The sequence below is a fragment of the Nocardioides luteus genome (assembly GCF_015752315.1).
Lineage (GTDB): Bacteria > Actinomycetota > Actinomycetes > Propionibacteriales > Nocardioidaceae > Nocardioides.
On sequence record NZ_JADOVJ010000001.1, the window covers coordinates 221,640 to 247,664 of the forward strand.

Consider the following 26,025-nt stretch of genomic DNA (forward strand, 5'->3'; position numbering starts at 1 on the left):
CCTGAATGCTTGTGAAAGTTGTCGTGCTCACCGGAGCCGGGATCTCGGCCGAGAGCGGTCTCGCCACCTTCCGGGACGCCGACGGGCTCTGGCAGGGGCACCACGTCGACGAGGTCGCCACGCCCGAGGCCTTCCGTCGCGATCCCGCGACGGTCCACCGCTTCTACGACGACCGCCGCCGCGAGCTGCGGGCGGTGGTCCCCAATCCGGCGCACGTCGCGCTGGCCCGGCTCGAGCAGGTCCTGGGTGACGAGCTGCTGGTCGTCACGCAGAACGTCGACGATCTCCACGAGCGAGCCGGCTCCCGCCGGGTCGTGCACATGCACGGCGAGCTGCTCTCGGCGCTCTGCGACTCGTGTCAGGGCAGGTTCGCCTGGGACGACGACCTCGCCGACGCGCCCGCCTGCCCGGGCTGCGGCAACGACACCCTGAGGCCCGACGTCGTGTGGTTCGGAGAGATGCCCTACGACCTCGACCTGATCGAGCGAGCGCTCGTCCAGGCCGACCTCTTCGTCGCCATCGGCACCAGCGGCGCCGTCTACCCGGCCGCCGGTTTCGTACGCATGGCCGCCCTCGCCGGGGCCAAGACGCTCGAGCTCAACCTGGACCCGTCCGAGACCTCGCACCTCTTCGACGACGCCCGTCAGGGACCGGCCGGCAAGCTGGTTCCGGAGTGGGTCGCCGACGTACAGGCCCTCTCGCGTTGACCCCTTCGTAATTTCTGTCACGATAGGCCGCGTGCTTCGCCATGCCGTGCCTACGACCGCCCTCATCGTCGCGCTGACCAGCGCTCTCGCCGGCTGTGGCGAGGGGGAGGGAAGCCTGTCCCAGGCACGCGACTACGCGAAGGAGCCCGGCAACCAGATCGCCGAGGACGCCCGCACCGCGATGCACGACATCGACACCGTCCACGTCGAGGGTGACGTGCTCGATCCGCGGGGCACCAAGATCACCGTCGACCTCGACGTCTCCGCCGAGGACAGCTGTGTCGGCAAGGTCAGCATCGGCGACGGCGAGATCTCGCTGCGCTCCATCGCCGGATCGGCCTGGTACCAGGGCGACGAGGAGTTCTGGAAGGCGATCGCCCCGGCCAAGGGCGAGGGCGAGCGCATCGCCAAGCGGGTCGGCGAGAAGTGGGTGAAGCTCGAGGGCGAGATGGCCAGCCTGCGCGCCTTCTGCAGCATCGACAGCCTCACCGCCCAGATGGTCCCGGCCGAGGCCGAGGCGCAGGCGATCGGCCCGGCGATGGCCGCTGACGGCCCTGCCGTGCGCCTCGATGTCACCCATGGCGAGACCGAGAGCCGGACGTACGTCCTGGCCTCGAAGCCCCACCGGATCGTGAAGTGGACCCAGGGCAGCTCCGGTGAGCTCACCTTCTCCGACTTCGACAAGGAGTTCCAGGTCGAGGAGCCCGCCCCCGGCGAGGTCTTCGACCTCGCTGAGCTGGAAAAATGAGAACAACGGCGCCTCTGTTCTCACTTTTCGCGAAATGTGAGAACAACTCGATTGGAATGAATCCTCGGTCGTGAGGATTGCTAAGTAATGTGCCCACCTCGACGACCAGACCAACGCGCAGCTCGGTAGGACTTCGTAGCGAACGCGGGCCGATCCTGCTCGCGGTGATGGTGTCGCTCAGCCTGGTCGCGATCGACATGACGATCCTGGCGACGGCGGTGCCGAGCGTGGTGAAGGATCTCGGCGGCTTCGAGCAGTTCCCGTGGCTCTTCTCGATCTATGTGCTGGCCACCGCGGTGACCACACCGCTCTACGCCAAGGTCGCCGACCGGCTCGGGCGCAAGCCCGTGATGATCGCCGGGATCCTGGCCTTCCTGGTCGGGTCGCTGCTGTGCGGCCTGGCGTGGTCGCTGACCGCGCTGATCGTCTTCCGGGCGATCCAGGGCATCGGGGCCGGGGCGATCCAGCCGATGGCGATGACGATCGTCTCCGACATCTACACGCTGGAGGAGCGGGCGGTCGCGACGTCGTACGTCGCGTCGGTCTGGGCCACCGCCGCCATCGTCGGGCCCACCCTCGGCGGCGTCTTCGCCGACTACCTCGACTGGCGGCTGATCTTCCTGATCAACCTGCCGATCGGGGCGGTCGCGCTGTGGCTGCTGCGTCACTTCCACGAGAACCGCCGGCCGGCCGCGACGAGCGCCATCGACTGGGCCGGCGCCGGGCTGCTGACGGTCGCCGGCGTCGCGCTGCTGCTCGGGCTGCTCGAGGGCGGTCACGCCTGGGCCTGGTCGTCCGCGCCCTCCTACCTGATCTTCGCCGTCGGCATCGTCGCTCTGGTCGCCTTCGGGTTCGTCGAGCGGCGCGCCGCCGACCCGGTGCTGCCGCCGTGGGTCCTCGGCCACCGGGTCCTCGCGCCGGCCAACGCCGCCAGCCTGATCGTCGGGGTCGTGATGCTCGGGCTGACGACGTACGTCCCGCTCTACGCGCAGAGCGTGCTCGGTCACTCGGCGGTCGTGGCCGGGTTCGCGCTCGCCGGGATGAGCATCGGCTGGCCGATCGCGGCTGCCACGGCCGGCCGGATCTACCTCGCGAAGGGGTTCCGGGTCGCGGTCGGGCTCGGCGCCCTGCTGGTCCTCGTCGGCGGGGCTGTGCTGGTCACGGTCGGCGAGAGCTCGTCGTTCTGGCACCTGGCGATCCCGTGCTTCGTGCTCGGTCTCGGCTTCGGCTGGTCGGTCAACCCGGGCGTCGTCGCCGCCGGGTCGGCGGTCGACTGGGAGGTCCGTGGGGTGGCCACCGGGTCCAACATGTTCGCCCGCTCGGTCGGCTCGGCGCTGGGCGTCGCGCTCTTCGGTGCGGTCGCGAACGGGCTGGTCAGGCAGGAGTACGCCGGGGGAGAGGTGCCGCCGCTGGAGGCCCTTCCGCCGGACGTGCTCGCGCCGGCGCTGCACGTCGTCTTCCTCGTCGGCCTGGTCGTCTCGGTTCCCCTGCTGCTGGTCGCCTGGCGTACGCCGGTCAGGATCCGGCAGGACTGAGCTCAGATTGCATCCTGGAAGGGTTACCACCGAGTAACCACTGCGTCGTAGACTCCGATGCATGCTGAAGCGCGACCACTATGAGGAAGACCACGAGGACTTCCGAGCCTCCGTCCAGCAGTGGCTGGAGCGTTCGGTCAAGCCCCACACCGACAAGCACATCGCCGACAAGGCGCTGCCCCGCGAGTTCTGGCTGGAGGCTGGCGAGAACGGCTTCCTCGGGCTCGCGATCCCGGAGGAGTACGGCGGCGCCGGCGCCGACGACTTCCGCTTCAACGCGGTCCTCGCCGAGGAGCTCGCCAAGATCGGCGCTGCCTACCCGACCTGCGTCGGCATCCACTCCGACATCACCGCTCCCTACCTGGTCCGCCTCGGCACCGAGGAGCAGAAGCAGCGCTGGCTGCCGGGCGTGGCCTCCGGTGAGATCCTGCTCGCCATCGGCATGACCGAGCCCTCCGGTGGCTCCGACCTGGCCGCGCTGAAGACCACCGCCGTCCGCGACGGCGACGAGTGGGTCATCAACGGCTCCAAGACCTTCATCACCAACGGCTACTCCTGCGACCTGGTCATCACCGCGGTCCGCACCGACCCGGAGAAGGGCGCCAAGGGCATCACCCTCTTCGCGATCGAGGCGACCAAGGAGGGCTTCTCGCGCGGCCGCAAGCTCGACAAGGTCGGCATGGAGGAGTCCGACACCGCCGAGCTCTTCTTCGAGAACGTACGCGTCACCGACGCCGAGATCATCGGCGAGCTCAACCGCGGCTTCATCCACATGATGGAGGAGCTCCCGCAGGAGCGCGTCTCGTGCGCGGTCGCCAACATCGCGCAGGCCAAGCAGATCCTGCTCGAGACCGTCCAGTACGCCAAGGACCGCAAGGCCTTCGGTCAGTCCATCGGTGCCTTCCAGCACAACAAGTTCCTGCTCGCCGAGCTGGTCACCCAGATCGAGGTCGCCGAGGCGTACGTCGACAAGTGCGTCGCCGCGCACGCCCGGGGCGAGCTCACCCCGGTCGAGGCGTCCAAGGCCAAGTGGTGGTCCTCGCAGGCGCAGTCCGAGGTCCTCGACCACTGCGTCCAGATCCACGGCGGCTACGGCTTCATGAACGAGTACCGCGTCGCTCGCGCCTGGCGCGACGCCCGCGTCACGAAGATCTGGGCCGGCTCCAACGAGATCATGAAGGAGCTCATCGGCCGCGACCTCGGCTTCTGAGTCTCAACATTTCGTACGCCGCGAGGGGCGGTCACCGTGAAGGTGGCCGCCCCTCGTCGTTCATGCTCGCAATCTGGGCTGAACTTACTAAGGTGACCCAGTGATCACCGGCGAGCTGAAGAGCAAGATCGATCGAGTCTGGGACGCCTTCTGGTCGGGTGGCATCTCCAATCCGCTGGAAGTGATCGAGCAGATCACCTACCTCCTCTTCCTGCGTCGCCTGGACGACCTGCAGACACTCGCCGAGAAGAAGGCTCGCGTGACTGGCACTATCGAGGACCCGAGGTTCCTCCCCGACCAGGAGCACCTGCGCTGGAGCCGGTTCAAGAACGAGGAGCCGGCAGTCATGTACCAGACCGTCTCCACCCAGGTCTTCCCGTTCCTCCAGAAGTACGGCCAGCAGGTCGGCGGCGACAACACGACCTACTCCGACCACATGAAGGACGCCCGGTTCACCATCCCGACCCCGGCGCTGCTCTCGAAGGTCGTCGACATGCTCGACACCATCCCGATGGACAAACGGGACACCAACGGCGACCTCTACGAATACATGCTCGGCAAGATCGCCTCGGCCGGCCAGAACGGCCAGTTCCGTACGCCGCGCCACATCATCCAGCTGATGGTCGACATGACCGCGCCGCAACCAGACGACGAGATCTGCGACCCGGCCTGCGGCACCGCCGGCTTCCTCGTCGCGGCCAGCGAGTACGTGCGCAGCACCCATCCATCCACGCTCACCGATGCCAAGCAGCGTGAGCACTTCCACCGCTCGATGTTCCACGGCTACGACTTCGACAACGTCATGCTCCGCATCGGCTCGATGAACATGCTCCTCCACGGCATCGAGGCCCCCGACATCCGCTATCGCGACTCCCTCTCCGAGGGCACCGTCGAGGATGCGGACAAGTACACGCTGATCCTCGCGAACCCACCTTTCGCCGGCTCCCTCGACTACGAGTCGACGAGCAAGGACCTTCAGCGCGTCGTCAAGACCAAGAAGACCGAGCTCCTCTTCCTGGCCCTTTTCCTCAAGCTGCTGAAGCCAGGCGGCCGCGCTGCTGTCATCGTTCCCGACGGTGTCCTCTTCGGCTCTTCCAAGGCCCACAAGGACCTCCGCAAGACCTTGGTCGAGGACCAGAAGCTCGACGCCGTCATTAAGCTCCCATCCGGTGTCTTCAAGCCGTATGCCGGTGTCTCCACCGCCATCCTCTTCTTCACCAAAACCAACTCAGGCGGCACCGACCACGTCTGGTTCTACGACGTCCGCGCCGACGGCTTTTCGCTCGACGACAAGCGCAACCCGATCGACCCCAACGACCTGCCCGACGTCCTGAAACGCTGGAAAGCTCTGGGTGCAGAGGCTGACCGCGCGAGGACCGATCAGTCCTTCCTCGTCCCCAAGGACGACATCGTCGCCCAGTCCTACGACCTCTCCCTGAACCGCTACAAGGAGATCCAGCACGAGGAGATCGAGCATCGCGCCCCGCTTGACATCATCGCCGACATCGAGGCCCTCGACGAGGAGATCGCCAAGGGGATTGCGGAGCTGAAGGGCATGCTCTCGTGAAGACGGTCCCGCTTGGCGATGTTGTCGACTTTCGCGCAGGCGTGGGATTTCCACCACGACTGCAAGGCCGCACGGCGGGGGACTATCCCATGGCGAAGGTCGGAGATATCTCCCGGGCAGGCCGATCGGGAGCGGGCGCGCTCGTCAACGCGGATCACTTCGTAGATGAGTCGGACCTGACAACATTGAAGGCCAAACCGATCCCGGCTGGCGCCGTCCTCTTCGCCAAGATCGGAGAAGCCATCAGACAGAACCACCGTGTCATCGCTGGCCGTCCGCTGCTTGTCGACAACAACGCCATGGCCGCGATCCCACGGTCATCGGAGCTCGATGCGCGTTATCTGTACAGATTTCTCCAATCGGTCGACTTCTACGGACTTGCCTCCTCGACGACGGTTCCGTCTCTTCGGAAGTCTGACCTAGTGCGGGTGGCAATCCCGCTCCCATCCCTCGATGAGCAACGCCGCATCGCCACGATCCTCGACCAAGCCGACGCGATCCGCATCAAGCGCCGCCAGGTCCTCACCCATCTCGACACCCTCACCCAGTCGACCTTCCACGACATGTTCGCTGGTCATGAGGAGGAGATGGCTCCCCTGGCTGATCTGGCCGTCGTGACGTCTGGCATCACGAAGGGTCGCCGGACGGCGGAGCCAACATTCCCGACGCCGTACCTCGCGGTCTCGAATGTTCAAGCAGGTCATCTGAAGATGGACGTCGTGAAGGAAATCGAGGCAACCACCGCTGAGATCGATCGGTACGCCCTGAAGGATGGGGATCTCGTGCTCACGGAGGGCGGCGACCCGGACAAACTGGGTCGCGGCACGGTTTGGCGTAGCGAGTTGCCACTCTGCCTTCACCAGAACCACGTCTTTCGGGTCCGCAGCCGTTCGGTGGAGCCGGACTATCTCGCGGCGTTCATGGCCAGCCGGTCAGCTCGGTCGTACTTCCTTCGAGCGGCAAAGCAAACCACGGGGATTGCGTCGATCAATATGACGCAACTCAAGGCTCTTCCAGTCCTGGTGCCGTCGGGGTCGGATCAGTCGGCCTTCGTAGAGCGGATGAAGGGAGTAGAAAGTCAACGAGTCGCCATGAAGCGGGCCATCGCGGCTAACGATGAACTCTTCGCCTCGCTCCAGGCCAGGGCTTTCAACGGGAGCCTCTGACCGTGACTGATGTGAATCCGACCGAACTCGGCATCCCGCAGTGGTGGCAGTTCATGTACCCCCTGCTCCAAGTCACTTCCGACGGCAGTGACTGGGCGCGCCGGGACCTGTACCCGGCTGTCGTCGAGCGAGCTGGCGTGCCGGATGACCTGCGCAAGCTCCAGCACAAGTCGGGCAAATACATCGCCGAGCATCGTGCGAGCTGGGCGAAGTCGGGTCTTGTGCGTGCTCGTCTGTTGCTGGCCGTCAGGCGCGGCCTGTTCCGAATCACCGACGCCGGGCGCGAGTTTCTCTCTGCACACCCCGACGGCTTCACGCTGGCCGATGTGAAGGCGTTGCCGGCCTGGGCCGAGTACGAACCTGAGCGACGACAGTCGAGTCAGTCCGCTGATGCTCCTGGTGGGGAGAGAAGCAGTGCGGAGCGTGCCCCCGACGAGCTGCTCGACCCGGTCGAGCAAATCGAGGACGGAATCGCCCGGATCGAGGCCGAGGTCGCAGCCGAGCTGCTCATGCGTCTGCACGCCAACGCGCCCGCCTTCTTCGAACAGGCGGTCCTGGACCTGATCGTGGCGATGGGTTACGGCGGCGCCGACGGCACCGCGACGCGTACCCAGCTCTCCAATGACAACGGGATTGACGGCATCGTCGACCAGGATGCCCTGGGCCTGAGCCGCGTCTACATCCAGGCCAAACGCTACGCGCTCGATGCGAGCGTCGGCCGTCCCGATATCCAGGGCTTCGTCGGCGCCCTCCACGGCGCCCAGGCCAACCAGGGCGTCTTCATCACGACGGGCCGCTTCAGCACGGGCGCGAAGGTGTACGCCGACTCAGTCGCCACCCGTGTCGTCCTCATTGACGGCGCCCGTCTCGCCCGGCTGATGATCCGCTACGGCGTCGGTGTCCAGGTCAAGCGCACCGTCCACATTGTCGAGATCGACGAGGACTTCTTCGAGTAGGCGTCCGCTACCAGCGACCAGACGCAAGGTTGGGCCATCTGCGGCGGAGCTCGGCCGCGAAATCGCTCAACTGGAGCTTCTCCAACGACGCGATGAGCCGGAGCGGAGTGAGGTGCGGCCGGGCTGACTCCGCGGACTGGCGCCAGAGGGCATGAACGACCTCCTCTGGATACAGGTCGAGCTGGTCCACGAGGAACGCGTCTGGATGTACCGCCTCGAGTTGGTGCTTCTCCATCGCTGGCTTGGGGAAGTCTTTGAGGTTGTAGGTCACCACGATCTGACAGTCGGATGCGATCGCAGCTGCCATGACGTGCCGGTCCTTCTCGTCGCACTCCATCCCGGAGACAAGATCTTCGTAGCCCGTGACCATCGCGTCGGGGAAGGCCCGGTTCATCGCGTTGACGCGGGACTCGGCCAGACTCTTTGACACCGACGGCACCTTGACCAGGTTTCTCTCCAACTCAGTCATGACATCCGCGGACCAGTGTGGGCGGAAGACCGACTGCTCAGCGATTCGGAGCAGCGTGTCAGTGAGCACGATGGGGTAGAGGACGCAGGTGTCCAGGAAGGCCGGGAAGTGCATGTCACCTCATCGGCGGAGGAGGTGCGTCGAGAACGTCGTAGAGCCCCGCCTCGTCGGCTTCCTTGGCCATCTCGTCCAACGTCGACGCACGGGTTTGCCGCACGCGTTCTGCGTACTCGATGAGATCCACCAGGCGCACGTAGCGATGCCGGTTGGGCCGGCTCATCGGGATCTCGCCGGCGTCGAGGAGACGAACCAAGGTAGGCCGCGAGACGCCCAGGTAGTCGGCAGCCTCCTGAGTCGTCAGTGATGCGTTGAGCGGCGCGACGTTGACCCCCATCCCCGCCTGAAGTGCCTGGGCGACCTGGAGTAGGACGTCATGGAGCTCTTGCGGAAGCGGAACCTCGGTGCCGTCTTCGGCAACCAGGCAAGGACCTGCGTGCGTCGGTCGAGCGAGTGCCTCGGCGAACGCACGATAGACCGCCTCGTCGGCATCGACCGCGAGGTAGGTCCGTGCATCTGTGCTTGCTGCTGAGCGTGCCATCGCGAGCTCCTCTCGAAATGCCCCGCTGTCTGGATCTCCTGTAAACGAACAAATCGAAAATCAGGATACGCGTTCATCATGACAGATGTGTCGCGAACTTCAATGATCGGAGTCGGTCGACCTGATCGTGTCGATCTGCTACGGCGTCGATGTTCAGGTCGACGGTCAGGCTGAGGCCCCGCGACCAGCCTCAGTGAGCCGCTGGCTCAGCCAATCGGGGACGTTGTCGGCTTCACGCGGAAGGTCGCGAATGTTGATGGCGTAGTTGAACACGCGGACGGGCATGCTCCAGCGGGGCTCGTCGTAGTTGAACGTTGCGCGCGTCGGCCTGGCCGTCGCCGAGGTCGGTGATGGTCCACCGGGCTGACATCCTGGTGCCGGCACCGGGTGTGTACATGACCGTGTGGAGTTCGTTGAGGAGGTCATCGACCTCGAAGGGGACGCCTTCGGGTTCGTCGATGGTGCCGTCGGGTGGCGGTCGGGCCGGGCCAACCGTTCTCCGGTACCGCCAATTGGCGAAGGACAGACCTGCGGATCCCATTTACCCCGCAGCTGTCGGTGGACTCGGGCAGTATGAAGGGACGACCTGCCCCGGGAGCTGAATGAGCAACTTCGCCTTCATCAAGGCCGAATGGCCGGCGATCCATGCTGACTGCGCGCTCGCGGAGTCCTATCTCGCAGATGACCCCAGGTCTGCTTGCTTCTACGGTCGCAGGGCCGCAGAGGTGCTGGTGGCGCACCTCTATGACGTCTTGGCGTTGCCGCGACCTTATCGCGACGACCTGTCGGCGCGAATCAACGACGCTGGCTTCAAGGCGGTGGCCGGTGTCGGAATCGCGCAGAAGCTCAACCTGATCCGCAAGGTCGGCAACACCGCTGTGCACGGCGCCAAGCCAATCGCCCGGCGCGATGCGGAGGGTGTGCTTCGCGAGCTTTTCCACGTCGTGGTGTGGGCGGCGTTCAACTACTCGACGAGCCCGTCAGCGGTGCCGACGAGGTCGCAGTTCGATCCGAAGCTGGCGACCAAGGCGAATCCTCTTTCGCATGCCGAAGTCGTGAAGCTTGCCGCGAAGTTCAAAGCGCAGGACGAAGACCTTGCGAAAGCGCTGGCCGAGAAGGACGAGCTTGCCGCTGCCAAGGACGCCGAGCTCGCGGAACTGCGGAAGCGTTTGGCCGAAGCGCAGGCAGCCAAGACGGAGCGGGACGATCACGACTACTCCGAGGCCGAGACTCGTGATCTTTTCATCGATGTGCTGCTCAGAGAGGCCGGCTGGCCGCTGGGTCATGCACGCGACCGCGAGTACGAGGTCAGCGGGATGCCGAATGCGGACGGCAAAGGCTTCGTTGACTACGTCCTGTGGGGCGATGACGGCCGCCCATTGGCGGTCGTCGAGGCCAAGCGGACCTCGAAAAGCTCCCAGGTCGGGCAGAACCAAGCCGAGCTGTATGCCTCGCGCCTGGAGGCCGAGTTCCAGCGTCGCCCGGTCATCTTCTTCACCAACGGATACGAGCACTGGATATGGGATGACGCGGCGGGATACCCACCGCGTCAGATTCAGGGCTTCTACACCCGCGAGGAACTGGAACTGATGATCCAGCGTCGGCAGACGCGCCGACCGCTGGCGCATGCCGAGGTCAACGCGGCTATTGCGGGCCGCCCGTATCAGGCGAAGGCCATCAAGGCGATCGGGGCGGCTTTAGACAGCAAGCAGCGCGAGGCCCTGCTCGTGATGGCGACAGGCGCAGGAAAGACCCGCACCGCGATCGCGCTTGTGGAACAACTGATGGCGGCCAACTGGGTCAAGCGCGTCCTCTTTCTCGCGGACCGAACGGCACTGGTGAAGCAGTCAGCGGAGTCGTTCAAGGAGCACCTCCCAGCGGCGACTACGGTCAACCTACTGAATGAGAAGTCCATTGACGGGCGGGTCTATGTCTCGACGTACCCGACGATCATGAACCTCATCAACGAGGTCGACGACCGTGGCCGACGGTTCGGACCGGGATACTTCGACTTGATCGTGATCGACGAGGCGCACCGGTCCGTATACGCGAAGTACGGTGCCATCTTCGAGTACTTCGACGCGTTGCTGGTTGGGCTCACCGCGACGCCGAAGAACGAGGTCGACCACAACACGTACCGGCTCTTTCACCTCGAGGACGGCGTCCCGACGGACGCATACGAGATCAGTGACGCCGTGAAGGACGGCTACCTGGTGCCGCCAAAGGGCGTATCGGTTGGCACCAAGTTTCTGAGGCAGGGAATCAAGTACGACGACCTGAGCCAGGACGAGAAGGACGAGTGGGACACGCTCGAGTGGGGCGAGGACGGGCCACCGCTGGAGGTCGGTGCAGAGGATCTCAACAAGTTCCTGTTCAACGAGGACACCGTCGACAAGGTCCTCGCCACTGTCATGACCGAGGGTTACAAGGTCGACAGCGGCGACCGGCTTGGCAAGACGATCATCTTTGCGAAGAATCAGGCGCACGCCGAGTTCATCCAGAAACGATTCGACATCGGTTGGCCGGAGCACGCAGGGCACTTTGCCCGCACCATCACGAACCGGACACCGTACGCACAGAACCTGATTGATGACTTCGGACAGACGCGCGAGGCGCCGCACATCGCCGTCAGCGTCGACATGCTCGACACCGGCATCGACGTCCCAGACGTTGTGAATCTGGTCTTCTTCAAGACGATCCACTCGAAGACGAAGTTCTGGCAGATGATCGGACGTGGTACGCGGCTCCGGCCCGACCTGTTCGGTCCCGGCGAGGACAAGCAGGACTTCTATGTCTTCGACTTCTGCGGCAACTTTGAGTATTTCAATGAGGATCTTCCTGGGGTCGAGGGTTCGAACCAGAAGTCGCTGATCGAGCGGATCTTCGAAGCAAGGATCGGGCTCGTTGCCGGTCTCGATGCTGCGCAGACCGAACCTGATCTGAGGCGCAAGACAGCGAAGCTCCTCCACGAGTTCGTGGCTGGAATGACTCTCGACAACGTCCTCGTGCGCCCCCACCGCAGGGCCGTCGAGCACTTCGGTGAGTCGAGAGCATGGGAGAGGCTCTCGAAGGAGGATGCGGGGATAGCGCTCGGGCTGGCGGGACTGCCGACCGCGGTCTCGTCCGCAGACGCCGACGTCGATGCGAAGCGTTTTGACCTTTTGATCCTGAGACGTCAGTTGGCGCAGCTTGAAGGTGACCTGGTGGCTGCCGAGAGGCTTCGGGAGACGACTCAGGTCATCGCGGAGGCGCTCCTCTCTAAGGCCTCGATCCCTTCCGTGGCCGAACAGATCAAGTTGCTGGAGCACGTGGCCGGGGAGGAATGGTGGGTCGACGTCACGCTGCCGATGCTCGAGCTCGCCCGGCTGAGGATTCGGGGTCTCGTACGGTTCGTCGACAAGGCGAAGAAGAAGCCGGTCTACTCCGACTTTGAGGACCAACTCGGAGAGGCGAAGGAGATCGTACTTCCGGTCGTCACACCGGGAACGAACTTCGAGCGGTTCCGTGCCAAGGCAGCGGCGTACCTCCGGGATCATGAGGACCATGTCGCTCTGCAGCGGCTTCGACGCAACAAGCAGTTGACGCCTGAGGACCTCGATTCGCTCGAAGATATGCTGCTGGCATCCGGGGTCGGACAGCGCGCCGACATCTTGTTCGCTGCTGAAGAGTCGAATGGGCTGGGACTCTTCATCCGCTCGCTCGTCGGCCTCGATCGGGCTGCGGCGACGGAGGCTTTCGCGGACTACCTGGATGGCTCCAAGTTCGATGTCGATCAAATCCGCTTCGTCGATCTAATCATCGATGAACTCACCGCCAACGGCGTGATGGAACCAGGTCGGCTCTTCGAGCCGCCCTACACCGACCATGCGCCAACAGGACCGGATGTGTTCTTCCCAGACGCTCAGGTGGACGACATCGTCGGCATCCTTCGTGCCGTGAAGAGTCACGCCTCGCCAACAGAAGTGGCTTAGCCGGCAGAAATCGGCCGTTCGATCCCGGCATGATGACGGCCATGACTCAGCGTTCCTCCGTCGCCATCACCCATGCGTACGTCGTCCCGATCTCGGGCGAGCCGATCGAGAACGGCACGGTCGTGATCGAGGACGGTGTGATCACGGCGGTGGGCGCCGACGTCGTCGTGCCCGACGGCATCGACACCGTCGACGCGGCGGGCAAGTGGCTGCTCCCGGGGTTCATCGAGGGACACGGCCACATCGGCACCCACGAGCAGGGCGAGGGCTGGGCCGGGGACGACACCAACGAGATGACCGACCCGGACGGCGCGTCCCTCCGGGCGATCGACGCGATCAACATCGAGGACGAGGGCTTCCGCGACGCCCTCGCCGGCGGGGTGACCACCGCGGTGATCAAGCCCGGGTCCGGCAACCCGATCGGCGGCCAGACGGTCGCGATCAAGACCTGGGGCGGCCGGACCATCGACGAGCAGGTCGTCTCCGACGCGGTCTCGGTCAAGAGCGCCCTCGGCGAGAACCCCAAGCGTGTCTACGGCAATCAGAACAAGACCCCGTCGACCCGGCTCGGCGTCGCCAACATCATCCGGAAGGCCTTCGTCGAGGCCCAGAACTACGCCGCCAAGAAGGCCTCCGCCGAGGAGAAGGGCGAGCCGTTCGACCGCGACCTGGGCAAGGAGACGCTCGCCCGCGTCCTCTCCGGCGAGCTCGCCTGGGACCAGCACACCCACCGCGCCGACGACATCGCCACCGCCATCCGGCTGAGCGAGGAGTTCGGCTACCGCCTCGTGGTCAACCACGGCACCGAGGGCCACCTCCTCGCCGACGTGCTCGCCGAGAAGGACATCCCGGTCATCTACGGCCCCATGTTCGTGAGCCGCTCGAAGGTCGAGGTGCGCAACCGCGCCAACCGCAACATCGCCGCCATGGCCGCCGCCGGCGTGCGGGTGGCGATCACCACCGACCACCCGGTCATCCCGATCAACTTCCTGGTCCACCAGGCCTCCTTCGCCGTACGCGACGGCCTCCCGCGCGACACCGCCCTGGCCGCGATCACCACGAACCCGGCGAGCTTCCTGGGTCTCGACGACCGCGTCGGCGCGATCGCGCCCGGGCTCGACGGTGACGTGGTGATCTGGTCCGGCGACCCGCTCGACACCGACCACCGCGCCGAGCGCGTCTTCATCACCGGGACCGAGGTCTACAGCTGGGACGGCGAGGCCGATGCGGGGCGCGGCGGCGGGAGCACGCGTGAGCGCGCGACGCGGTTCGGGATCTGAGGATGCGCAACGAACCCCGGACGGAGCACGTACTCGAGGTCATGACCCCCACCCAGAACAGCACCGGCACCGACAAGCGCACCCTCCGCCCCGCGGCGTACCTGCTGCCCGTCCTGGCGCTGACGCTGGCCCCGATGATCGCCGGATGTGGCTCCGAGGCGACCGACCCAGGCGCTAACGTGTCTGACGTGCCGACAACGTCTGACCCGACCCCCGCCGAGGATCCGAAGGTCGCCGCCGCGATCGCCGACCTGGCCAAGCGCCAGGGGGTGAAGAGCGAGGAGATCACCGTCGTCTCGAACGACAAGGTGACCTGGCGCGACGCCAGCCTCGGCTGCCCCGAGCCCGGGAAGATGTACGCGATGGTCCTGACCGACGGCGTGCGCGTCGTGCTCGAGGCGGCCGGGAAGACCTACGAGTACCACGGCGGCGAGAGCGGCCCGGTGAGCTTCTGCGAGAACCCGCAGGAGCCGGTCCCCGGTGGGGGAAGCAGTGACGCTCCCCAGTGAGGGTGCCCACGCGGGGCACGGCGACGCCGAGGAGCGGGCAGAAGGCCTGAACAACCGGCTCAACTGGCTGCGTGCGGGCGTCCTCGGAGCCAACGACGGCATCGTCTCCACCGCAGGTGTGGTGATGGGCGTCGCGGGCGCGACCACCGATGACAGCACGATCCTCATCGCCGGCGTCGCCGCCCTGGTGGCCGGCGCGATCAGCATGGCGGCGGGGGAGTACGTCTCCGTCTCGACCCAGCGCGACACCGAGGAGTCGCTGATCGCCAAGGAGCGTCGCGAGCTGCGGGAGATGCCCGAGGAGGAGCTCCACGAGCTCGAGGGCTTCCTGCGCGACCGCGGACTCGAGCCCGACACCGCCGTCGACGTCGCCAAGCAGCTCACCGAGCGCGACGCGCTGCGCGCCCACGCGGCCCTGGAGCTCGGCATCGACGTCGACGACCTCACCTCGCCGTGGGCCGCGGCTGGTGCGTCGATGATCTCGTTCACGCTCGGGGCGCTGCTGCCGCTGCTGGCGATCACGCTCCTCCCCGACGGAGCCCGCATCTGGGCGACGATCCTCACGGTCACCGCCGCGCTCGCCGTCACCGGCTGGACCAGCGCACGCCTCGGCTACGCGCCGCCCGGCCGGGCGGCGCTGCGCAACGTCGCCGGCGGCCTGCTCGCGATGCTGGTCACCTACGTCCTCGGCGACCTCCTCGGCACACAACTCGGGTGACCCGGCCCCTGCCGCCGGGCACAATGGGCATCGATGAATCGAATGTTCGTGGCGGTGATCCCGCCGGAGTCGGTGATCGAGGATCTCGACGAGTTCTTGTCCGTACGCCGCGACGCGGCCGCCTTCCGCTGGTCGGCGCCCGACCAGCTCCACCTGACGCTCGCCTTCGCCGAGCACGTCCCGGACAGGTCCCTCGATGACGCGATCGAGCGGCTGGAGACGGCCGCGGGGCGGCGTACGCCCTTCGAGCTGACCATCACGGGCGGCGGCGCCTTCCCCAACGTGGCCGAGGGCAAGGTCCTCTACGCCGACGTCGAGACCGATGCCGCCGAGGAGCTCGACCGGGTCGCCGCTGGGACCAGGAATGCCCTGGTCAAGGCCGGGGTCGAGGTCGACGGCGGACGGTTCCGACCCCACCTGACGGTCGCCCGGACCGGCACGCCGGTGGAGCTCAGCAACTGGGTGCGGCTGCTCGATGCGTACCGTGGCCCGACCTGGACGGTCTCCTCCTTCGCGCTGGTCCACTCCCGGCTCGGCGAGGACCCGCGGAAGCGTCCGGTCTACGACGTCGTAGCAGAGTTTCCCTTCGGCTGAAGCGGAAGCCCCGGGCGGTAACGGGCAGGATCCGGGGTCGCTACCGTGTGCGGCTCGTTCTGACCTGACCCAGAGGAGAACCGGACATGAGTCGTCGAGTGGGGCGCAACGCCTACACCGGACTTTTCAACGACGTCGTGCTGCTGGCCGCCCGTGTGGTGGTCGGCGGGATCTTCGTCGCGCACGGCTGGCAGAAGTACGACCAGGGCTTCGCCGGCACCGAGCAGTTCCTGGGCGGACTGGGGGTGCCGGAGCCCGCTCTCGCCGCTCAGGTGGCGACGTATGTCGAGCTCGTCGGCGGGGCGCTGCTGGTCGTCGGCCTCGTCGCCCCGATCGCCGGGGTGCTGCTCGCGGGCCAGATGGCCGGCGCGATCTGGTACGCCCACCGCACCACGGAGGTCTTTGTCGACCAGGGCGGCTGGGAGCTCCCCGCCGCGCTCGGCGCCGCCGCTCTCGTGCTCGGCCTGGTCGCCCCCGGCCGGATCACCCTCGACCAGCTCCTCACCTGGCCCTTCAAGGCCGTCGCCGCCAAGCGGCGCGCCCGGAACGCCGAGGCGGCCGAGGCCGAGACCGTCGAGGCCCAGCCGTACGTCGAGGAGAAGGTCACCATCAAGGCCTGACCCTCCGCCTCCCGGCGGGGCGGCTCAGCCCGCGACGCCGTAGAGCCGGTCGCCGGCGTCACCGAGGCCGGGGACGATGTAGCCCTTCTCGTTGAGCTTCTCGTCCATGGCCGCGGTGACGACCCGGACCGGGGCCTCGATGCCGTCGAGGGCCTTCTCCAGGGCGGCGACGCCCTCGGGGGCGGCCAGGAGGGTGACGGCGGTGATGTCGTCGGCGCCGCGCGAGACCAGGAAGTCGATCGCCGCGGCGAGGGTGCCGCCGGTGGCCAGCATCGGGTCGACCACGTAGCACTGCCGCCCGGAGAGATCGGCGGGGAGACGCTCGGCGTACGTCGTCGCCTCCAGCGTCTCCTCGTTGCGGACCATGCCGAGGAAGCCGACCTCGGCGGTCGGCAGCAGTCGGATCATCCCGTCGAGCATCCCGAGACCGGCCCGGAGGATCGGGACGATCAGCGGCTGCGGGTCGGTGAGGCGTACGCCCTGGGTCGGCGCCACCGGGGTCACGATGTCGACCGGAGCGACCCGCACGCCGCGGGTCGCCTCGTAGGCGAGCAGCGTGACGAGCTCATCGGCGAGACGACGGAAAGTCGACGAGTCGGTCTCTTTGTTGCGCAGCGTGGTGAGCTTGTGGGCGACGAGGGGGTGGTCCACAACGAGGGTCTCCATGGGCTGAACCCTACGATCGGTTCGCCCTCCGGTCACCAATTCCCCCTAGACCCGGGGCGGTTTCGGTGTCACTCTGGTCGTGTGTCTGATCAGCTGGAGCAGATCGAGGGTGTTGACTTCGCCGTCGCGATGTATCGCGAGGACGGCGCCTGGGTTGTGCGCGAGCTCGCTCACGACCTGCTGACCGACGTCGAGACTCTGACGCACGCGCTCCACCGCTTCCCAGGCGATGGTGGCGCGATCGCGATGGCGGCGATCGACGAGGACTTCTTCGTGATCGTCCGGGTCACCGGCGCCGCGACCAGGGTGCTGCTCTCCGACGTGACGGCCGCCGACGAGTGGGAGCTGGCGGCGTCGGCTCTCGACGTGCTCGGACTTCCGCTGCCGGAAGAGGTCGAGGACGAGGAGGAGGCCGACCCTGCCGGTGACCTCAGCATCCTCGCCGACTTCGGGATGAGCGCGGTCGACATGGGCATCCTGATCGACGACATGTTCGAGGAAGACCTCTACCCCGACGAGACGCTCTCCGAGATCGCCCGGGCGATCGGCTGCGGCGAGGCCTTCGACGACGCCGTCGGCCTCATGCCGGCGTGACACCTGCCAACCGATGGGAAGCCCCGATGCGGGCAGCCCTGGAGGAGGGCCGTGCTGCCCTGGCGACCGGTGACGTGCCGATCGGCGCGGTCGTGGTCGATCCTTCCGGTGCGGTGATCGGACGCGGGAGGAACGTACGCGAGGCCGAGGCCGACCCGACCGGACATGCCGAGGTGGTGGCGCTGCGTGAGGCGGCCAAGGCGCGGGGCGAGTGGCGGCTGGAGGGCTGCACACTCGTGGTGACCCTGGAGCCGTGCACGATGTGCGCCGGGGCCGCGGTCCTGGCCAGGGTCGAGCGGATCGTCTTCGGCGCCTTCGACGACAAGGCCGGGGCCGTGGGCTCGCTCTGGGACGTCGTACGCGACCGCCGGCTCAACCACCGCCCCGAGGTCGTCGCGGGGCTGTTGGCCGAGGAGCAGCGCGCGTTGCTGGAGGATTTCTTCGGAGCCCAGCGAGGCGCCCCCGATTTCGGCGAAGACCCCCCGAGGTTGTAACTTATTCGGCGGTGACGTGTCCGAGCGGCCGATGGTGCAACACTCGAAATGTTGTGTAGGGAGACCTACCGTGGGTTCAAATCCCACCGTCACCGCCAGTCAGACAAGGGCGCTTGACCTGCGACAACGCAGATCAAGCGCCCTTGCTGCGTTTCGGAGCATCCAGCCGAGCCAGAGGCGGGCCGGGTCGGCCACTTGAAACGTTTGCGGCTCACCGCGGCTCGGCGCCCCCTATAGTCCGGACGGACATCCTGCCCGCGACCCCCACTGGAGCTCCGGCGTGCCCCTGTTTCCCTTCCCCCGCGCGGTCGTGTCGATGGTCGCGATGGTGGCGATCTTCCTGGGCGGGTGGGCGGTCCAGCAGACCCCGGGCAACCTCGCCGACATGGTCCGGTCGCCGTTCACCTGGGTGGCGCTGATGTTCCTGGGGATCGGGATCGCGACCGAACTGCCGGTCTCCCGTCACCAGCGCTGGGGCCGCGCACTCGTCACGGTCCTCGACCAGGCGGGGGAGCCGGCCGGCTACGGGTTCGTCGTCTCGCCGAAGCGGATCCTGACCACCCGGCGGGTGGCCGAGGCCGCGGTCGGCGCCGGCGACCTCGACCGCGACACGATCCGGGTGCGGTTCCCGCACGTACGCACCGCGACCGGCGACGTCAGCGTCGAGGTGCGTCTGGCCGACCACGAGGGCGGTGTCGTCGCGCTCGACGTGGTCGGTGTGGAGCGGCTGCCCCGCCGCGTACTCCCGTTCCGGTTCGCCTCGCCGGTCGTCAACACCAGGGTGCTGCTGCACGACCCGACCGCGCTCAACGGTGCCGGGGTGTGGGTGGAGTCGGAGATCCGGGCCGCCGGGGTGGCGCACGTCCAGGTCAAGACGGTGCTCAACGAGGCCCCGCTCGAGGTCGGCGACTGCGAGGGCGTGCCGATGGTGCACGCCCGGACGGGCCGCCTGCTCGGCATGTGCGACGGCTCGGTCAGCGACGACGACCGGGTCACGCTGGTCCTGATCTCCTCGGCCTTCGCCCGGCTCAACGCGCGGATCAGCCTGCCGCGGCGCTTCGCCCGCGCGCTGACCGAGATCGTCGCCGCGGTGGTCGCCTGGCTCGCCAACTGGGTGCGCGGCCACGCGATCATGGCGGTGGTCGGCGCGGTGGTGCTCGCGGTCGTCGGGACCGTCCTGGTGATCCGCTGGATCGACGGGCCCGGACCGACGGGCGAGTGCGTCGTCCTCGAGGTCACCTCCTCCACGGAGAAGGACGACCTGGTCCGGGATCTCGCCACCGAGTTCGAGACCGGCCGCGAGGTGGACGGACGATGCGTCGATGTCAACGTCCTGGGCCTGACCTCGGGCGCTGCGATGGAGGCGCTCGCCTCCGACTGGGACATCGAGATCGTCGAGCCGATGTTCGAGCGCAGCCAGACCGGCCGCAGCCGCCCCGACGTCTGGCTGCCCACCTCCTCGATGTGGACCGAGCTCCTCGAGCTCGACACCGAGAAGACGTACGAGACGCTGGGCCCCACCACCGAGAGCGTGATGGTCATCGCGGTGCCGGAGGGCACGGCGGACGGCGAGGACGTGTCGATGGAGTGGCTCAAGGCCAAGGCGGTCGCCGGGAAGACCGAGGGCACCGGGTTCGTCCTCGGCCGTGACGAGCCGCTGTGGTCGACCTCGGGCCTGGGCGCGAGCATGCTGACCTACAACGCCGCGGTCCGGGCCAACGCCGCCGCCGGCGCGAGCGTGGACATCACTCCGCAGACGCCGGAGGACGAGGCGGTGAACGCCTGGGTGCGTGAGCTCGAGTCCTCGGTCGGCAGCTATGGCGACGAGGCGACGACGTACGTCCAGGACCTCTACTGCGGCATCGTCGAGCCCGTCGACGCGCTGGTGATCCAGAAGCAGCTGGTCGAGCTCTACAACAGCGGCCGTCCCTCCGGTGCCGAGCCCGACTGCGACCAGCTGCCGGGCTACGGCGAGAAGAGCCATCCGCGGGTGAAGCGGTTCGAGTCGCACATCCCGCCCGAGGGGACGCTGGCGATGGACCATCCGTACGTCCTGATGCCAGGCCTTGCCGAGGCCCAGCGCGAGGTCGCCGAGGAGTTCTACGAGTTCCTCGGCGAGGACGAGGCGCAGGCCGCCTTCGTCGAGGGCGGCTTCGAGAGGATCGGCTCCGTCGACGAGGACGACACCTTCTCCCAGCCGGAGGCCGAGGCGATCCAGCGGATCCGCGCCGAGTGGGACGGCGTACGCAAGAACTCCCAGGTCATCCTGCTGATCGACAACTCGGGGTCGATGAACGACGAGGTCGCACCGGGGGCCGCCAAGATCGACCGGGTCCAGAGCGCTGCCAACGCCGCGATCGGGCTGCTGGCGCCCAAGGACGAGCTCGCGGTGTGGACGTTCGGGAGCTCAGTGCACAAGACCGCCCTGGCGCCGATAGGCAACCGGATCTCGCAGGTCAGGGCTGAGATCGGGGCCATCGAGGCCGGCGGGACGACGACCCAGCTGCCGGCCGCGGTCCAGGCCGCGCACGACGCCCTCACGCAGACGAATGATCCCGACAACCCCAAGACGAAGGCCGTGGTGCTGCTCACCGACGGCGCGACCAACCTGACTCCCGACGGCGCCGACGAGGAGGAGAACAAGGCCGCCAACGACGCGCTGGTCGCCGACATCCGGGGCAGCGAGTCGCACGTCCGGATCTACACCATCCCCTACGGCAACTCCGCCGACAAGTGCCTCCTCGAGAAGGTCGCCGCCGCCTCGGGCGCCCGCTACTACGGTGCCGGCGCGCGCGAGAGCCTGATCAACGACGTCATGCTCGCGGTCTTCGGCAACTTCGGCACCCAGGCGGCGGCCGCCAACCTCCCCAGCATCGAGGCGAAGGCGAGGATCCCGGCGGGCGACTGCGACGCCTCCGTCGACTAGTCGACCAGTCAGACGTAGCGGGCCGCCACGGTGGCCGCCCGGGCGCCGTAGCCGCCGCCGAACATGGCCGCATGGACGAGCAGCGGGAAGAGCTGGTGGAGGCCCTGGCGGTCCTCCCAGCCCTCGGCGAGAGGAGTCTGCTCCTCGTAGGCGGACATCATCCGCTCCAGGTGGGGGAGGCCGAACAGGGCGAGCATGGCGAGGTCGACCTCACGATGACCGGCGTACGCCGCGGGGTCGATCAGCCAGGCGTCGCTGCTCCGGTCCCAGAGCACGTTGCCGTTCCAGAGGTCGCCGTGGAGCAGGGCGGGCGGCTCCTCCGGGATGAGCGAGGTCAGCTTCCCGACGATCTGCTCGACGCACTCGGCGCCGGCGGCGTCGATGGCGCCGCGGTCACGGGCGGCCTTGAGATAGGGGAGCAGGCGGCGTACGGCATAGAACTCGGCCCAGGTGTCGGCGGGCTTGTTGGGCATCGGCAGCCGGCCGATGAACCCGTCCTTGTCCGCGCCGAAGCCCGTGACCGGGGTGCTGTGCATGCGGGCGAGGGCGCGGCCGAGGTCCTCGGCGGTCTCGGCGGTGGGGCGGCCCGGCTCGATCCAGCGGAGCACCAGGCAGTCGGGCTCGGCGGCGAGCACCTCGGGGACCTTCACGGCCCCCGACTCCTCCAGCCAGCGGAGGCCGCGGGCCTCGGCGGCCACGAAGTCGTCGCGCGCCGGCGAGAGCGCCTTCATCAGCACCAGCGAGCCGTCGCTGAGACGGATCTTGGTAGCGGTCGAGATGTCACCGCCCGCGACCGGAGACGTGCTCACCACCGCCGCCCCGAGCAGCTGCTCGGCGCGACGGGCGACCGCGGGCTGGCGGGTCACGAACCGGGCCTCGACGCGGCCAGGGACGCGACGATCGCATCACTCGTACGCTCCACCATCGCCAGCACCTCCCGGAATCCTTCGGCACCACCGTAATAGGGATCGGGCACGTCGCCGGGGCCTTCGGGATCGAAATCACGGAACATCCGCAGCCCGCCCTCCGGCGCCTGACCAGCCAGATCGGCCAGGTTGTCGGCATCCATGGCGAGCACCAGGTCGTACGTCTCGGGGTCCCCGACCGGCCACTGCTGGGCCCGGTGGCGCTCGGGGTCGTAGCCCGCCTCGAGCAGCGTCGCGGCCGCCCGGCGGTCCATCTTCTCGCCGGCGTGCCAGCCGCCGGTGCCGGCCGAGACCAGCTCCACGTCGTCGAGCCCGGCACCGTCGAGACGGTCGCGCAGGACCACCTCCGCCATCGGAGAACGGCAGATGTTGCCCAGGCAGACGACCGCGATCTTCATGGCCCGAGTTTTACATTTCCGCCAAGAACGCGCGGGGGATGCCGAATCTCGGGCCCCGATCTGCTACTCGTCGCTGTCGGGCCAGACCCGGTCGAGGCCCCAGCCGACGATCGAGATGATGATGCCGCCGAGCACCGCCGCCCAGAACCCGTCGACGTGAAAACCGACCCCGGTCGGGCCGAGGATCCACGCGGTCAGGCCGAGCATCGCCGCGTTGATCACCAGCAGGAGCAGGCCCAGGGTGAGCAGGATGAACGGGAACGCGAGGAACTTCAGGATCGGCTTCACGAAGGCCGAGACGATGCCGAGCACCAGGGCGACGATCAGCAGCGGCAGCAGCTTCTGCTTGATCTCCTCCATGCCGCTGGTCGGGCCGTCGAAGTAGATCCCGCCGACGAGCCAGGTCGCCACGGCCAGGGCGATGGCGTTGGTGATGAGCCAGGTCACGATGCGCATGCCGGTGAGTCTGGCAGGGCTCCGCATCTCCGCGTAAGGGACGCGCGGGAGGTGTGGCGAGTGTGTTACCCCGGGTCGGGGGCACCCGGGTCAGCGCTCCAGACGGAGCGCCTTGCAGATGTCGTGGGCGGCGTCGGAGAGGTGCTTCTGCAGGAACCGCTCGGCCTCGTGGATGCGGTCGGCGTCGAGGAGGCGGACGAGGGCGGCGTGGTCCTCGGCCTGGTCGTGGGCGTTGCGGCGGATGCGGTCGACCTGCGCGAGCGCGAGCTTGAGCTCGAGGACCAGGTGCTCCTGCATCGCGACCAGCCGCGGTGAGTCGGTCAGGGCCACGAGCGAGAGATGGAAGGCGAGATGGCGCTCGTTGAGCTCGCGGTAGGACGCCTTCTCCGAGTGCACGGCCGTGATGTACGCATCCAGCGACTCGTGCACGGCCCGGCGGGTCTCGGCGGAGGCCTGGAGCCAGTTGCGGACACCCGCCCCCTCGAGCACCCAGCGGGCGGCGCACACGTCGCGGACCGAGGCGGCCTCGGGCGTGGCGACGGCGACCCCCTTGTTGGGCGCGCGGGTGGCCAGGCCCTCGGCGACGAGGATGGTCAGCGCCTCGCGGACGGTGGAGCGCCCGACGCCCAGCGACTCGGCGAGACCGTGCTCGCGGAGCGGGGTGCCGGACTCGAGCTCGCCCTCGAACACCGCCCGGCGGAGCTCGTCGGCGACGCGGTCGACCGTCGATGCGGGTTCGTCCAGGGTGAGCGACTCGAACATGGGCCCCATTGTCCTACCTGCGTCGGCTTCCGGTGATGACCGTTCGTGCTCTAACCTAACCGCACAGGATTGTCTGACAATCAGTCAATCAGGCAATCCGTCGATCAGACCTGAGAGGGGTACGAGTGAGCACATCGCTGAGCTGGGGCCGTCACTACCTGATGACCGAGCCGACGCACTACCGCATCGACTACGCCATCAACCCGTTCATGGACACCGAGATCCAGCCGGATCCGGTCCGTGCTCGCGCGCAGTGGGACACCCTGAAGGCGACCATCGAGGAGCTCGGCGGCCGCGTCGACGTCATCGCGCCGCGCGAGGACAGCCCCGACATGGTCTACGCGATGAACCTCGGCTTCGCGGCCACCCTCGCGGACGGCCGCCGACACGTGCTCCTCTCCCACATGCGCTTCCCCGAGCGCCGCAACGAGACCCTCTCGGCCGTCGAGTGGTTCGCCGCGAACGAGTGGGGGACGGCGTACGTCGGCAAGGACGGTGTCGGGCCCACCTTCGAGGCGGGCGACGTCTTCCCGTTCGCCGGCCACCTGGTCGCCGGCACCGGGCCGCGCACCGACGAGATGGCGCTGAAGACCCTCGCGAACGAGATGGGCGTGCGGGTGCTGGGCGTGCGGACGACCCACTCCGGGATGTACCACCTCGACCTGGCCTTCTGCCCGCTCGACGAGCGTCGCGCGATCATCTGCCCGGACGCGCTCGCGCCCGAGTCGGCACAGGCGCTCCTCGACCTGGTCCCCGAGCCGCTGGTCATCACCGAGGAGGAGGCGCTCAGCACCTTCGCCGCCAACTCGATCGTGGTCGGCCGCACCATCGTGATGCCGTCCTGCCCGGACCGCATCCGCCCGATCCTCGAGGGCTGGGGCTTCACGATCCGGATCGTCGACATGAGCGAGCTCCACCTCGGTGGCGGGTCCGTGCGCTGCGTCACCAACCCGCTCGACATCGTGGTCGGCCGTGACGTGCCCGTGGTTTACGGCGGCGAGGTCATCCCGACCTAGGATCTCACGATATGAGCACCCCGCAGCCCCGTCCCAGTGTCGCCGCCATGCCTGCGTACGTCGCGGGCAAGCCGCCGGTCGAGCGGCCCGGTCTGGTGACCTACAAGCTCTCCTCCAACGAGAACCCCTACCCGCCGCTCGACGGCGTGGTGGAGATCGCCGCGGAGGCGGCCGGGCGGGTCAACCGCTACCCCGACGCGGGCAGCACCGAGCTCTACGACGCGCTCGCCAAGGCCTACGGGGTGCACGCCGAGGAGCTCGCGCTCTCGACCGGGGCCGTGGCGCTGATCTTCCAGCTGGTCTCGGCCTACTGCGGCCCCGAGGACGAGGTCGTCTTCGCCTGGCGCAGCTTCGAGGCCTACCCGATCGCGGTCCTCGCCGCCGGGGCGACGGCTGTGAAGGTGCCGGTCACCGGCGACGGGCGCCACGACCTCGACGCGATGGCCGCGGCCGTCACGGAGCGTACGAAGGTCGTGTTCGTCTGCACTCCCAACAACCCGACCGGCACCTCGGTCACCCAGACCGAGCTCGACGCCTTCCTGGAGAAGGTGCCCGAGCACGTGCTGGTCGTGGTCGACGAGGCCTATGCCGAGTTCGTACGCATGGACGACGCGATCGACGGGGTTGCCACCTACCGTGGCCGGTCGAACGTGGTCGTGCTGCGTACGTTCTCCAAGGCCTACGGGCTGGCCGGCTTCCGGGTCGGCTACGCCTTCGCGCCCGCGCCGATCGCTGCCACGCTGCGGGCGATGGCGCTGCCGTTCGGGGTCAACGTCGTCGCGCAGGCGGCCGGCGTCGCCTCGCTCGAGCGGCAGGCCGAGCTGCTCGAGCGCGTCGATGACCTGGTGTCCGAGCGGGCCCGGGTGGTCGAGGGCGTCCGAGCCGCCGGCTGGGACATCCCCGACGCCCAGGGCAACTTCGTCTGGTTCGCCTTCGGGTCGGCCGAGCGCTGCGCCGACTTCGCCGCGGCTGCGGACGAGATCGGCCTGATGGTCCGCCCCTACCCGCCCGAGGGCGTGCGCGTCTCGATCGGCGAGGCCGAGGCCAACACCCGTCTCATCGAGCTCGCGGGTTCCTTCCCGAGGAACTGAGAACGCTCCGCCCACAGCAGAGGTCCAGCAGCGTGAACGCCGCTGGAC

25 protein-coding genes and 1 tRNA gene are annotated in these 26,025 nt (G+C 67.8%); 19 read left to right on the forward strand and 7 right to left on the reverse strand.

All coding sequences use genetic code 11. The features are described from left to right. Positions 1-5: 5 nt before the first annotated feature. The 7 genes from HD557_RS01055 to HD557_RS01085 all read left to right on the forward strand — a co-directional run bounded on the left by HD557_RS01055 (position 6) and on the right by HD557_RS01085 (position 7,889). Positions 6-707: an NAD-dependent deacylase gene (locus HD557_RS01055; RefSeq protein ID WP_196872517.1), complete on the forward strand. Its 702-nt coding sequence runs from the start codon at positions 6-8 to the stop codon at positions 705-707. 31 nt (positions 708-738) lie between these two features. After that, on the forward strand, positions 739-1,455 hold the full coding sequence (locus HD557_RS01060; protein WP_196872518.1) for a hypothetical protein: 717 nt from the start codon (positions 739-741) through the stop codon (positions 1,453-1,455). 167 nt (positions 1,456-1,622) lie between these two features. Further along, positions 1,623-2,990, forward strand: coding sequence for an MDR family MFS transporter (locus tag HD557_RS01065; RefSeq protein WP_231380130.1), 1,368 nt, complete (start codon positions 1,623-1,625; stop codon positions 2,988-2,990). 61 nt (positions 2,991-3,051) lie between these two features. Then, positions 3,052-4,200, forward strand: a complete 1,149-nt coding sequence (locus HD557_RS01070) for an acyl-CoA dehydrogenase family protein (protein ID WP_008354678.1) — start codon at positions 3,052-3,054, stop codon at positions 4,198-4,200. Positions 4,201-4,300: 100 nt separating this feature from the next. Continuing rightward, positions 4,301-5,767, forward strand: coding sequence for a class I SAM-dependent DNA methyltransferase (locus HD557_RS01075; RefSeq protein WP_196872520.1), 1,467 nt, complete (start codon positions 4,301-4,303; stop codon positions 5,765-5,767). A gap of 41 nt (positions 5,768-5,808) precedes the next feature. Continuing rightward, a complete protein-coding gene (locus HD557_RS01080; protein WP_307785730.1) occupies positions 5,809-6,933 on the forward strand; it encodes a restriction endonuclease subunit S in 1,125 nt (374 codons plus the stop codon). Between the two features lie 2 nt (positions 6,934-6,935). Further along, on the forward strand, positions 6,936-7,889 hold the full coding sequence (locus HD557_RS01085) for a restriction endonuclease (protein ID WP_196872522.1): 954 nt from the start codon (positions 6,936-6,938) through the stop codon (positions 7,887-7,889). 7 nt (positions 7,890-7,896) lie between these two features. On the opposite strand, the gene HD557_RS01090 is transcribed toward HD557_RS01085, so the two are convergent. Together HD557_RS01090 and HD557_RS01095 are read right to left on the reverse strand one after the other, a co-directional pair. Beyond that, positions 7,897-8,472 carry a PIN domain-containing protein gene (locus HD557_RS01090; RefSeq protein ID WP_196872523.1) on the reverse strand — a complete coding sequence of 192 codons (576 nt, stop codon included), beginning with the start codon at positions 8,470-8,472 and terminating at the stop codon, positions 7,897-7,899. Between the two features lies 1 nt (position 8,473). Beyond that, positions 8,474-8,956 carry a helix-turn-helix domain-containing protein gene (locus tag HD557_RS01095; RefSeq protein WP_196872524.1) on the reverse strand — a complete coding sequence of 161 codons (483 nt, stop codon included), beginning with the start codon at positions 8,954-8,956 and terminating at the stop codon, positions 8,474-8,476. 602 nt (positions 8,957-9,558) lie between these two features. Here HD557_RS01095 and HD557_RS01100 point away from each other — a divergent pair. The 6 genes from HD557_RS01100 to HD557_RS01125 all read left to right on the forward strand — a co-directional run bounded on the left by HD557_RS01100 (position 9,559) and on the right by HD557_RS01125 (position 16,648). Further along, positions 9,559-12,927, forward strand: coding sequence for a DEAD/DEAH box helicase family protein (locus HD557_RS01100; RefSeq protein WP_196872525.1), 3,369 nt, complete (start codon positions 9,559-9,561; stop codon positions 12,925-12,927). A gap of 41 nt (positions 12,928-12,968) precedes the next feature. Then, the gene (locus tag HD557_RS01105) at positions 12,969-14,207 is read left to right on the forward strand and encodes an amidohydrolase (protein WP_231380131.1); all 1,239 of its coding nucleotides are present in this window, start codon (positions 12,969-12,971) and stop codon (positions 14,205-14,207) included. A 2-nt stretch (positions 14,208-14,209) separates the two neighbouring features. Continuing rightward, a complete protein-coding gene (locus HD557_RS01110; protein ID WP_196872527.1) occupies positions 14,210-14,716 on the forward strand; it encodes a hypothetical protein in 507 nt (168 codons plus the stop codon). Continuing rightward, positions 14,700-15,434, forward strand: a complete 735-nt coding sequence (locus tag HD557_RS01115; protein ID WP_196872528.1) for a VIT1/CCC1 transporter family protein — start codon at positions 14,700-14,702, stop codon at positions 15,432-15,434. Before HD557_RS01110 ends, HD557_RS01115 begins: the two co-directional genes overlap by 17 nt. 33 nt (positions 15,435-15,467) lie before the next feature. Then, on the forward strand, positions 15,468-16,028 hold the full coding sequence (thpR, locus tag HD557_RS01120) for an RNA 2',3'-cyclic phosphodiesterase (RefSeq protein WP_196872529.1): 561 nt from the start codon (positions 15,468-15,470) through the stop codon (positions 16,026-16,028). Between the two features lie 86 nt (positions 16,029-16,114). After that, positions 16,115-16,648, forward strand: coding sequence for a DoxX family protein (locus HD557_RS01125; protein WP_196872530.1), 534 nt, complete (start codon positions 16,115-16,117; stop codon positions 16,646-16,648). A gap of 24 nt (positions 16,649-16,672) precedes the next feature. Here HD557_RS01125 and upp read toward each other — a convergent pair whose 3' ends face one another. After that, the gene (upp, locus tag HD557_RS01130) at positions 16,673-17,314 is read right to left on the reverse strand and encodes a uracil phosphoribosyltransferase (RefSeq protein ID WP_008354663.1); all 642 of its coding nucleotides are present in this window, start codon (positions 17,312-17,314) and stop codon (positions 16,673-16,675) included. 81 nt (positions 17,315-17,395) lie between these two features. Here upp and HD557_RS01135 point away from each other — a divergent pair, with 81 nt between their 5' ends. From HD557_RS01135 to HD557_RS01150, 4 genes are all read left to right on the forward strand, one after another. After that, positions 17,396-17,908, forward strand: coding sequence for a tRNA adenosine deaminase-associated protein (locus tag HD557_RS01135; protein WP_008354661.1), 513 nt, complete (start codon positions 17,396-17,398; stop codon positions 17,906-17,908). A 26-nt stretch (positions 17,909-17,934) separates the two neighbouring features. Then, positions 17,935-18,402: a nucleoside deaminase gene (locus tag HD557_RS01140; RefSeq protein ID WP_040754557.1), complete on the forward strand. Its 468-nt coding sequence runs from the start codon at positions 17,935-17,937 to the stop codon at positions 18,400-18,402. Positions 18,403-18,412: 10 nt separating this feature from the next. Then, positions 18,413-18,500, forward strand: a tRNA-Ser gene (locus HD557_RS01145). A 182-nt stretch (positions 18,501-18,682) separates the two neighbouring features. After that, the gene (locus HD557_RS01150; RefSeq protein ID WP_196872531.1) at positions 18,683-21,328 is read left to right on the forward strand and encodes a VWA domain-containing protein; all 2,646 of its coding nucleotides are present in this window, start codon (positions 18,683-18,685) and stop codon (positions 21,326-21,328) included. An 8-nt stretch (positions 21,329-21,336) separates the two neighbouring features. Here the strand turns inward: HD557_RS01150 and HD557_RS01155 are convergent, their stop codons facing one another. The 4 genes from HD557_RS01155 to HD557_RS01170 all read right to left on the reverse strand — a co-directional run bounded on the left by HD557_RS01155 (position 21,337) and on the right by HD557_RS01170 (position 23,870). Next, on the reverse strand, positions 21,337-22,194 hold the full coding sequence (locus tag HD557_RS01155) for a fructosamine kinase family protein (RefSeq protein WP_196872532.1): 858 nt from the start codon (positions 22,192-22,194) through the stop codon (positions 21,337-21,339). Next, positions 22,191-22,652, reverse strand: coding sequence for a low molecular weight protein-tyrosine-phosphatase (locus HD557_RS01160; protein WP_008354653.1), 462 nt, complete (start codon positions 22,650-22,652; stop codon positions 22,191-22,193). The genes HD557_RS01155 and HD557_RS01160 overlap by 4 nt, the downstream gene beginning before the upstream one ends. A 63-nt stretch (positions 22,653-22,715) precedes the next feature. Continuing rightward, positions 22,716-23,108 carry a phage holin family protein gene (locus HD557_RS01165; protein WP_008354652.1) on the reverse strand — a complete coding sequence of 131 codons (393 nt, stop codon included), beginning with the start codon at positions 23,106-23,108 and terminating at the stop codon, positions 22,716-22,718. 90 nt (positions 23,109-23,198) lie between these two features. Continuing rightward, positions 23,199-23,870: a GntR family transcriptional regulator gene (locus HD557_RS01170; RefSeq protein WP_196872533.1), complete on the reverse strand. Its 672-nt coding sequence runs from the start codon at positions 23,868-23,870 to the stop codon at positions 23,199-23,201. Positions 23,871-23,995: 125 nt separating this feature from the next. Here HD557_RS01170 and HD557_RS01175 point away from each other — a divergent pair, with 125 nt between their 5' ends. Both HD557_RS01175 and hisC read left to right on the forward strand, forming a co-directional pair. Then, positions 23,996-24,886: a dimethylarginine dimethylaminohydrolase family protein gene (locus tag HD557_RS01175; RefSeq protein ID WP_196872534.1), complete on the forward strand. Its 891-nt coding sequence runs from the start codon at positions 23,996-23,998 to the stop codon at positions 24,884-24,886. An 11-nt stretch (positions 24,887-24,897) separates the two neighbouring features. After that, on the forward strand, positions 24,898-25,977 hold the full coding sequence (gene hisC, locus HD557_RS01180; protein WP_196872535.1) for a histidinol-phosphate transaminase: 1,080 nt from the start codon (positions 24,898-24,900) through the stop codon (positions 25,975-25,977). Positions 25,978-26,025 lie beyond the last annotated feature (48 nt).

What these genes read in the sequence shown, in the direction of transcription:
- HD557_RS01100 (WP_196872525.1), top strand. Translation starts at nt 9,559, where the DNA reads ATGAGCAACTTCGCCTTCATCAAGGCCGAATGGCCGGCGATCCATGCT.
- HD557_RS01070 (WP_008354678.1), top strand. Translation starts at nt 3,052, where the DNA reads ATGCTGAAGCGCGACCACTATGAGGAAGACCACGAGGACTTCCGAGCC.
- HD557_RS01170 (WP_196872533.1), bottom strand. Translation starts at nt 23,870, where the DNA reads ATGTTCGAGTCGCTCACCCTGGACGAACCCGCATCGACGGTCGACCGC.
- HD557_RS01065 (WP_231380130.1), top strand. Translation starts at nt 1,623, where the DNA reads ATGGTGTCGCTCAGCCTGGTCGCGATCGACATGACGATCCTGGCGACG.
- HD557_RS01055 (WP_196872517.1), top strand. Translation starts at nt 6, where the DNA reads ATGCTTGTGAAAGTTGTCGTGCTCACCGGAGCCGGGATCTCGGCCGAG.
- HD557_RS01165 (WP_008354652.1), bottom strand. Translation starts at nt 23,108, where the DNA reads ATGCGCATCGTGACCTGGCTCATCACCAACGCCATCGCCCTGGCCGTG.
- hisC (WP_196872535.1), top strand. Translation starts at nt 24,898, where the DNA reads ATGAGCACCCCGCAGCCCCGTCCCAGTGTCGCCGCCATGCCTGCGTAC.
- HD557_RS01095 (WP_196872524.1), bottom strand. Translation starts at nt 8,956, where the DNA reads ATGGCACGCTCAGCAGCAAGCACAGATGCACGGACCTACCTCGCGGTC.
- HD557_RS01140 (WP_040754557.1), top strand. Translation starts at nt 17,935, where the DNA reads ATGCGGGCAGCCCTGGAGGAGGGCCGTGCTGCCCTGGCGACCGGTGAC.
- HD557_RS01090 (WP_196872523.1), bottom strand. Translation starts at nt 8,472, where the DNA reads ATGCACTTCCCGGCCTTCCTGGACACCTGCGTCCTCTACCCCATCGTG.
- HD557_RS01105 (WP_231380131.1), top strand. Translation starts at nt 12,969, where the DNA reads ATGACTCAGCGTTCCTCCGTCGCCATCACCCATGCGTACGTCGTCCCG.
- HD557_RS01160 (WP_008354653.1), bottom strand. Translation starts at nt 22,652, where the DNA reads ATGAAGATCGCGGTCGTCTGCCTGGGCAACATCTGCCGTTCTCCGATG.
- thpR (WP_196872529.1), top strand. Translation starts at nt 15,468, where the DNA reads ATGAATCGAATGTTCGTGGCGGTGATCCCGCCGGAGTCGGTGATCGAG.
- HD557_RS01110 (WP_196872527.1), top strand. Translation starts at nt 14,210, where the DNA reads ATGCGCAACGAACCCCGGACGGAGCACGTACTCGAGGTCATGACCCCC.
- HD557_RS01125 (WP_196872530.1), top strand. Translation starts at nt 16,115, where the DNA reads ATGAGTCGTCGAGTGGGGCGCAACGCCTACACCGGACTTTTCAACGAC.
- upp (WP_008354663.1), bottom strand. Translation starts at nt 17,314, where the DNA reads ATGGAGACCCTCGTTGTGGACCACCCCCTCGTCGCCCACAAGCTCACC.